Below are 6,571 nucleotides of genomic sequence, written 5' to 3'. Positions count from 1 at the left end.
GAAGGTCCCTAGCAAATGGCTACTTGGCCATTTTATAGTTCAAAGAAGTTTGCTGTTTTTAATAGGTATTTGAAAGGAGCGTTATTGTATTAAACGCGAAGACAAGATAATAATTTACAGGCGAAACTGAAAATTTAAAGTATAAACCTATATACATTTACCAAAATATTTTATTCATCTTGAATGTCTTCCTCCTAGTTATCGGGGGATGGCAAAAACCTCCTGACTGAGTACGTCGTAGCGGAGTCCTTGCTGTTAACGCTAAGGCAATATCTAAACAAAAAAGCAACGGAAATTCCCCGTTGCTTTTTGCTGAAAAATATAATTATTGAACACTTACCCTTCAATACCGAATTTCTCCAAAATGGTGCTGGTAACACCGGTAGAAGAATATCCACCATCGTGGTATAAGTTCTGCATGGTCACCATGCGGGTCAAGTCTGAGAATAAGGTAATACAGTAATCAGCACATTGTTCTGCGCTGGCATTGCCTAGTGGTGACATGGCATCGGCAAAATCAAAGAAATCACCAAAGCCTTTGATACCCTGTCCGGCAGTGGTTTTGGTAGGCGACTGTGAAACGGTATTAACACGTACCTTTTTGGCGACACCATAATGATAACCGAAGCTTCTCGCAATGGATTCTAAGGCAGCTTTGATATCAGCCATATCGTTGTAGAAGGAGTAGGTGCGTTGAGCGGCTGCATAGGTTAAGGCTACTACACTTCCCCATTCATTAATGGCATCTAATTTCATCGCTACTTGAAGCATTTTGTGCAATGACAAAGCTGATACGTCCATGCCCTTTTGAAAGAAGTCGTAATTAGCTTCGGTATAAGGAATGCTTTTACGCACGTTTACACTCATACCAATGGAGTGTAACACAAAATCGATTTTACCGCCTAAAATCTCTTGAGATTTGGTGAATAGATTGGTTAAATCGTCTACACTGGTTGCGTCCGCAGGAATAATTTCCGCACCTGTTTTTGAAGCCAGTTCATTGAGTTCGCCCATACGCATAGCGATAGGAGCGTTAGTTAACACAAATGTAGCACCTTCTTCATGTGCTTTCTCGGCAACCTTCCATGCAATAGAACTGGAATTTAACGCGCCGGATATAATACCTCTTTTACCTTTCAGTAGGTTGTATGCCATATCGGTTTGATTTATTGTAAACTGTATTTATATAAGGGGGTAAAATTACACTTTTTTTCATTAGAATAATCTATTTTTTAATGGCAATGAAGCTTGCATGAGCTTAGATTTATTCTTATCTTTTTTGAGTTGCAACTCATGCAGGTTTCATCTATTGGGAAGCGCTCTTTAGGGAAGATGAAGTTTTGCTGTCAGCTTTTTTAATTTTTAATTTTTAATTTTACCTTATTACGTACCTTTGATGCTAATCATGTATAATATGACAAGAACCTTCGTTTCTTTTCTTCTATTCAGCATTGCGACGCTGGCACCGGCATGGGCGCAAGACTTAAATGCGCGGGTGCAGATTTTGTCGCCGCAGGTTCAAGCAACCAATAAGCGTGCTTTCGATGTGTTGCAGCAAGCAATGACGGACTTCCTTAATAATAAGAAATGGAGTAATCAGCAAATCCTGCCTGAAGAACGTATCGACTGCAGCTTCGTTATTACAGTGAAAGAGTGGGACGGTAGCAGCAACTACAAAGCCGAGGCGCAGATTATTTCAACGCGCCCAATCTACAACACCACCTATAACAGCCCTATTCTTACTTTATCCGATAAAAACTTCGATTTCACCTATACAGAAGGAGAGCCCTTGGATTTTTCCGCGCAGCAATATCTAAGCAATATCACTTCATTGTTAGCCTATTACGCCTATCTTATTGTCGGGCTCGACGCTGATTCGTTTAGTGAGAAAGGTGGAACACCCTATTATACACTGGCGCAGAACGTACTGAACAATGCGCAGACAGCCAATTTTGCAGGCTGGAAATCGATCGAGAGCATGAACAACCGTTTCTGGTTGGTAAATAACATGCTCGACAATAATTATGAACCGCTACGTAGCTTTTCTTATCGTTATCATTTAGATGTATTGGATAAAATGGCAGATAATCAGAATGCTTCGAAACGAAAGTTGATCGACTTGCTACCGCTCCTAGCGAAGGTAGATCGGATGGCGCAGGGGGCCATGTACAACCAAGCTTTTTTCACTGCCAAATCCGATGAGTTGGCAAACTTAATCGGCGGATTAACAGGACCGGAGAAAATAAAGGCAATCAATATATTATCAGAGGCCGACCCGGGAAATAGCAATAAGTATGAAACAATAAAAAGTCTTTAAAAAAAACACGATCCGATACAGATGCTTAAGCGCTTATTAATAAAAAACTACGCTTTAATAGATGAACTTGATATCAGTCCTGCCAAAGGACTCAATATATTGACGGGTGAAACCGGTGCAGGGAAATCCATTATATTAGGAGCCTTATCCCTCATTCTCGGGCAAAGAGCCGAAAGCAAATACTTCTATAATCAAGCGCAGAAATGTGTAATCGAAGGTTTTTTTCAAATTGAAGAATATAATCTAGGTGATTTTTTTCAGGAAGAGGATCTCGATTATGAGCCTGAAACCATCCTCCGTAGGGAAATAAGTGCTGACGGAAAATCACGAGCTTTTGTAAATGACACCCCGGTTACGCTTAGCACCCTTAAAGCATTGGGCGAACGGCTGATTGATATCCACTCACAGCACGCTACCTTGGAAATCAATACAGAGGATTTTCAGCTTATGACCCTTGATAGTGTTGGTGAAAATGGATTGCTCTTAAAAACCTATCAAGAAACCTTTAGGAAATATAGACAGGTAACACAGGCTCTTCATGACTTGATAGAGGAAAGTAAGCAGGCGCAAAGCGAGGCCGACTATCATCAGTTTTTATATGACGAACTGGCCGCTGCCAAATTGAATGGCGATGAACAGGAAGCCTTGGAACAGGAGCAGAATCAACTGAGCCATGCGGAAGAAATTAAGCGCGCCTTATTGGCTGCCAACTTTTTGTTAAGTGAGCAAGAGCAACCTGTTATTAATTCATTGAAGGAGGCAGGACTGCAGATACAGCAAGCGGAGCGTTATGTCAGTAATCTCCATGAGTTAAGTGAACGCTTGCAAAGTGCTTTGATAGAAATTAAGGACATTGCGGAAGAAGTAGAACGGACCGAGCAGCACATTCTTTTTGATGAGGGACGTCTAACCGAGGTAAACGAGCGCCTGAGTTTACTCTATCAATTACAACAGAAACATCATGTAAGCAGTGTTGCAGAGCTTTTAGCCATACAGAAAGATTTGGAAAACAAGCTTATTAAACTCTCGTCCAATGATGAGGAGATTGCAAAACTTAAGGCAGAGAGCGATGCGCTCCGTGAGGCTAGTGAAAAGCTAGCCGAAGAACTAAGGGCCAATCGACAAAAGGCCATCCCATTGGTACAAAAAGCAGTGATTGAGGTGTTATCAGAAGTAGGTATGCCAAATAGTGTTTTGTCTATTGAGCTGGATTCAAGTACATTGCGTTTATCCGGAGCAGATACGGTACGTTTCCTTTTCACAGCAAATAAGGGACAGGTGCCACAGCCATTAAATAAAGTTGCCTCAGGTGGGGAATTGTCGCGATTGATGCTGGCCATTAAATCGCTCATTGCTAAAAGTTCGGCACTTCCAACCATCATTTTTGATGAAATTGATACCGGTATTTCGGGCGAAGTTGCCCTTAAAGTCGGAAATGTTATGGAAGAAATGGCTAAACACATGCAGGTTATTGCCATCACCCATTTACCGCAAATTGCATCGAAGGGAAATGCCCATTACAAAGTCTATAAAGCAGAAGCAGGAGAAGTAACACGCAGTAATATGCGGAAGCTAAGCGACGAAGAACGGGTGGTTGAGGTTGCGCAAATGTTAAGTGGCAGCAATCCGGGCGAAGCGGCTTTGAAACATGCCAGTGAGTTGCTGAAACATCGATGAAATGTTTTTATTTATAAAATATTTCATCGATGTTCTATTCATTGTACATTCCTGTACAATAGGGCTGTTAAGGTGCCTGATCCTGTACACACCTGAAGCCTAGGTTATTGCTTGCACTACTCACTTCTCCTTTTCCTCTGCTACCTGCTTTGTAACGTTCACAATATTGCTCGTTACATAAAATGAGCCGCCTCGTTGGACACGCTTGACCAGCCCCGGTTCGGCCGGATCATAACTATCACTTGGGCCCTTGGGATTATCCTTCTCCGCATGCTCATAAGCATCGGGACGATAGAAATCAGCACACCATTCCCAAACATTTCCTTCCATGTCATATAAACCATATGCGTTTGCTGGAAAGGATTTTACGGGAGCAAGCTCCGCAAAGCCATCTTCTGCGGCATTACTCACCGGAAAATTTCCCTGATAGGTATTGGCAACCCATTTACCTTGCGGTTTTAATTCATCCCCCCAATAATACTTTTTTCCCACTTGTCCGGCACGCGCAGCATATTCCCATTCCGCTTCGGTGGGCAGGCGCTTTCCGGCCCATTTGGCGAATGCCTCTGCATCTTCATAGCTTACTTGAACAACGGGTTCGTTTTCCTTTCCATTAATGTTACTCCCAGGCCCTTTAGGCTGTCGCCAAGAAGCTCCGGGCACATACTTCCACCATTGTAGATGGTTATTTAGATTTACCAGCTCTTTGGGGGGCGTGAATACCGCCGATCCCGGAACGAGTAAATCCCTCGAAACTCCGGGGAAGTCGGCCGGGTCCAGAGCCCTTTCCGCTACGGTGATGTAACCGGTAGCCTCTACAAACTTAGCGAATTGCGCATTGGTTACCTCGTGCTCATCCATCCAAAAATCATGGACCTTCACCTCATGAATCGGCTGGGTATCAGCAAACTCGCTTGAACCCATTTGAAAAAACCCTCCTTTAATAAAAACCATCTTCGCATCATCAGCTCCTTGTAACAGGTTTTCTTGTGTCTTTTTTACGGCTGCAGCTCGTGAAGGAATCCCTTCTGAAACACACATTGCTACGGAGTCTTTTTGATTGGCTGATTTATCCGCAGTTGAATTACAGGCTGATAATATCATTGCTCCGCCTACCAAAGCCTGAATCCATCGATTGCTATAGTTGTTCATAGATTGCATAATATCGCTTGCACTGTTTGCTCCTTCTTTAACCTGTCGTAAATTTCATTCCTTCTCCTATTCATCTATCCGAAAAGAAGCATTGCCAGTACTAAGGTAAGGATGATATTAAATAACTGAGCGATTAGAAAAACCCAAAATGGGCGCTTGCTATTCTCTCTGATTAAATCCTTAAAGTTTGTTTCTAAACCGATACTTGTAAACGCAAGGGCAAACCATAAGCCTTGTATACTTTTTATATCCCCTTTTACCGACGCCACCGTATCGGGTTGCAAGAAAAATGAAAATAATAAAGACGCGGCGATAAAGCCTAAAACAAATTTGGGGAAACGTTCCCAAATGACACCTAAACTCGGTTTGTTTGCGGCTTCCTTTCCTGCAGATGATTGGTATAGGTCCAATAAACAGAAATAGCAAGTGCAGCTACTCCCAATAAGACGTTTTGAGAAAATTTAACGATCGTGCTTATTTTTAGCGCCGTTTCGCCTACCAGGGAACCGGAGGCTACCACCGCTCCCGAGGTATCGATACTTCCGCCTAACCAAGCTCCTGTTACTTCTTCCGAGAAACCAAAATAATTCGCGATGTAAGGCATGATAATCATCATGGGAATAGCCGTAATTAACACCATAGAGACAACATATGATAATTTCTTGGAGTCGCCTTGTATAGCGCCTGATGTAGCGATGGCGGCAGAAACCCCGCAAATGGATACGGCACTGGATAACATTAAACCCAATTCTTCATCTATCTTAAACTTCTTACATAGCCAAAAAGAAAAATACCACACTGACAATACAACAACTAAGGATTGGATGAGGCCTAGTGAACCCGCTTTGAGGATATCGGAAAAGATCACATTTGTTCCGAGCAATACCAAGCCTATTTTCACCAAAAGTTCGGCCGATAAGGCTTCTTTAAGCCAAACAGGCAGTTTAACCGTATTGCCTACCAATAGGCCTACAAGCAGACTGAAAATAACGGCTTCCAATCCCAGATCTTCCATCGTTTTATTGCCTGCTAATAGCAAGGCGAGTGCCGTTAAGAAAAATACAACGGGAAAACCGAGCAAATATGGCTTTATTCTTCTACCTGTTAACAGCCCCCCCAGAATCAGCAGCGCAAAAGTAAAAATAAGCTGCTTGAATAGCTTGAGGAGGTTCGCAGCTTCAAACACGGAAGACAAGCTCTCAATAGCTGACCATTTGTACTTGGGTGCTTCCACGTGAAAACCTAAAATAGCAAGGCCGATAATGATGAAACCCAATATCACGACGGTCCAATCCTCTGTAAGAAAATTCCGCTTCGGTAGATTTTGTAATTCCGGCGATAAATCTTGTTCCTGAAGAACGGTTTCGGCCGATGTTATTCCTTCACTCATATTTTTTAGTATCTGATTTGATTAGTATGGAATCA

General features: G+C 42.5%; 6 protein-coding genes. 2 read left to right on the top strand and 4 right to left on the bottom strand.

All coding sequences use genetic code 11. The features are described from left to right. Nucleotides 1-336: 336 nt before the first annotated feature. The gene (locus QT327_RS07650) at nt 337-1,155 is read right to left on the bottom strand and encodes an enoyl-ACP reductase FabI (protein ID WP_013663709.1); all 819 of its coding nucleotides are present in this window, start codon (nt 1,153-1,155) and stop codon (nt 337-339) included. A gap of 259 nt (nt 1,156-1,414) precedes the next feature. Here QT327_RS07650 and porD point away from each other — a divergent pair, with 259 nt between their 5' ends. Both porD and recN read left to right on the top strand, forming a co-directional pair. Continuing rightward, nucleotides 1,415-2,317: a type IX secretion system protein PorD gene (gene porD, locus QT327_RS07645; RefSeq protein WP_289552533.1), complete on the top strand. Its 903-nt coding sequence runs from the start codon at nt 1,415-1,417 to the stop codon at nt 2,315-2,317. Nucleotides 2,318-2,338: 21 nt separating this feature from the next. Continuing rightward, nucleotides 2,339-3,994, top strand: coding sequence for a DNA repair protein RecN (gene recN, locus QT327_RS07640; RefSeq protein ID WP_289552532.1), 1,656 nt, complete (start codon nt 2,339-2,341; stop codon nt 3,992-3,994). A 120-nt stretch (nt 3,995-4,114) separates the two neighbouring features. Here the strand turns inward: recN and QT327_RS07635 are convergent, their stop codons facing one another. The 3 genes from QT327_RS07635 to QT327_RS07625 all read right to left on the bottom strand — a co-directional run bounded on the left by QT327_RS07635 (nt 4,115) and on the right by QT327_RS07625 (nt 6,536). Further along, nucleotides 4,115-5,146 (bottom strand): formylglycine-generating enzyme family protein, encoded by a 1,032-nt coding sequence (locus tag QT327_RS07635; RefSeq protein ID WP_289552530.1) that lies wholly within the window; start codon nt 5,144-5,146, stop codon nt 4,115-4,117. Nucleotides 5,147-5,220: 74 nt separating this feature from the next. Then, nucleotides 5,221-5,556, bottom strand: a complete 336-nt coding sequence (locus QT327_RS07630) for a putative sulfate exporter family transporter (RefSeq protein WP_289552529.1) — start codon at nt 5,554-5,556, stop codon at nt 5,221-5,223. Beyond that, on the bottom strand, nt 5,502-6,536 hold the full coding sequence (locus QT327_RS07625; RefSeq protein WP_289552528.1) for a YeiH family protein: 1,035 nt from the start codon (nt 6,534-6,536) through the stop codon (nt 5,502-5,504). The genes QT327_RS07630 and QT327_RS07625 overlap by 55 nt, the downstream gene beginning before the upstream one ends. Between the last annotated feature and the right edge of the window lie 35 nt (nt 6,537-6,571).

Source organism: Olivibacter sp. 47 (assembly GCF_030372825.1).
GTDB classification, from domain to species: Bacteria; Bacteroidota; Bacteroidia; order Sphingobacteriales; family Sphingobacteriaceae; genus Olivibacter; species Olivibacter oleidegradans.
The sequence above is the reverse complement of the archived record's forward strand: the minus strand, read 5'-3'. Positions and strand labels throughout refer to the sequence as shown.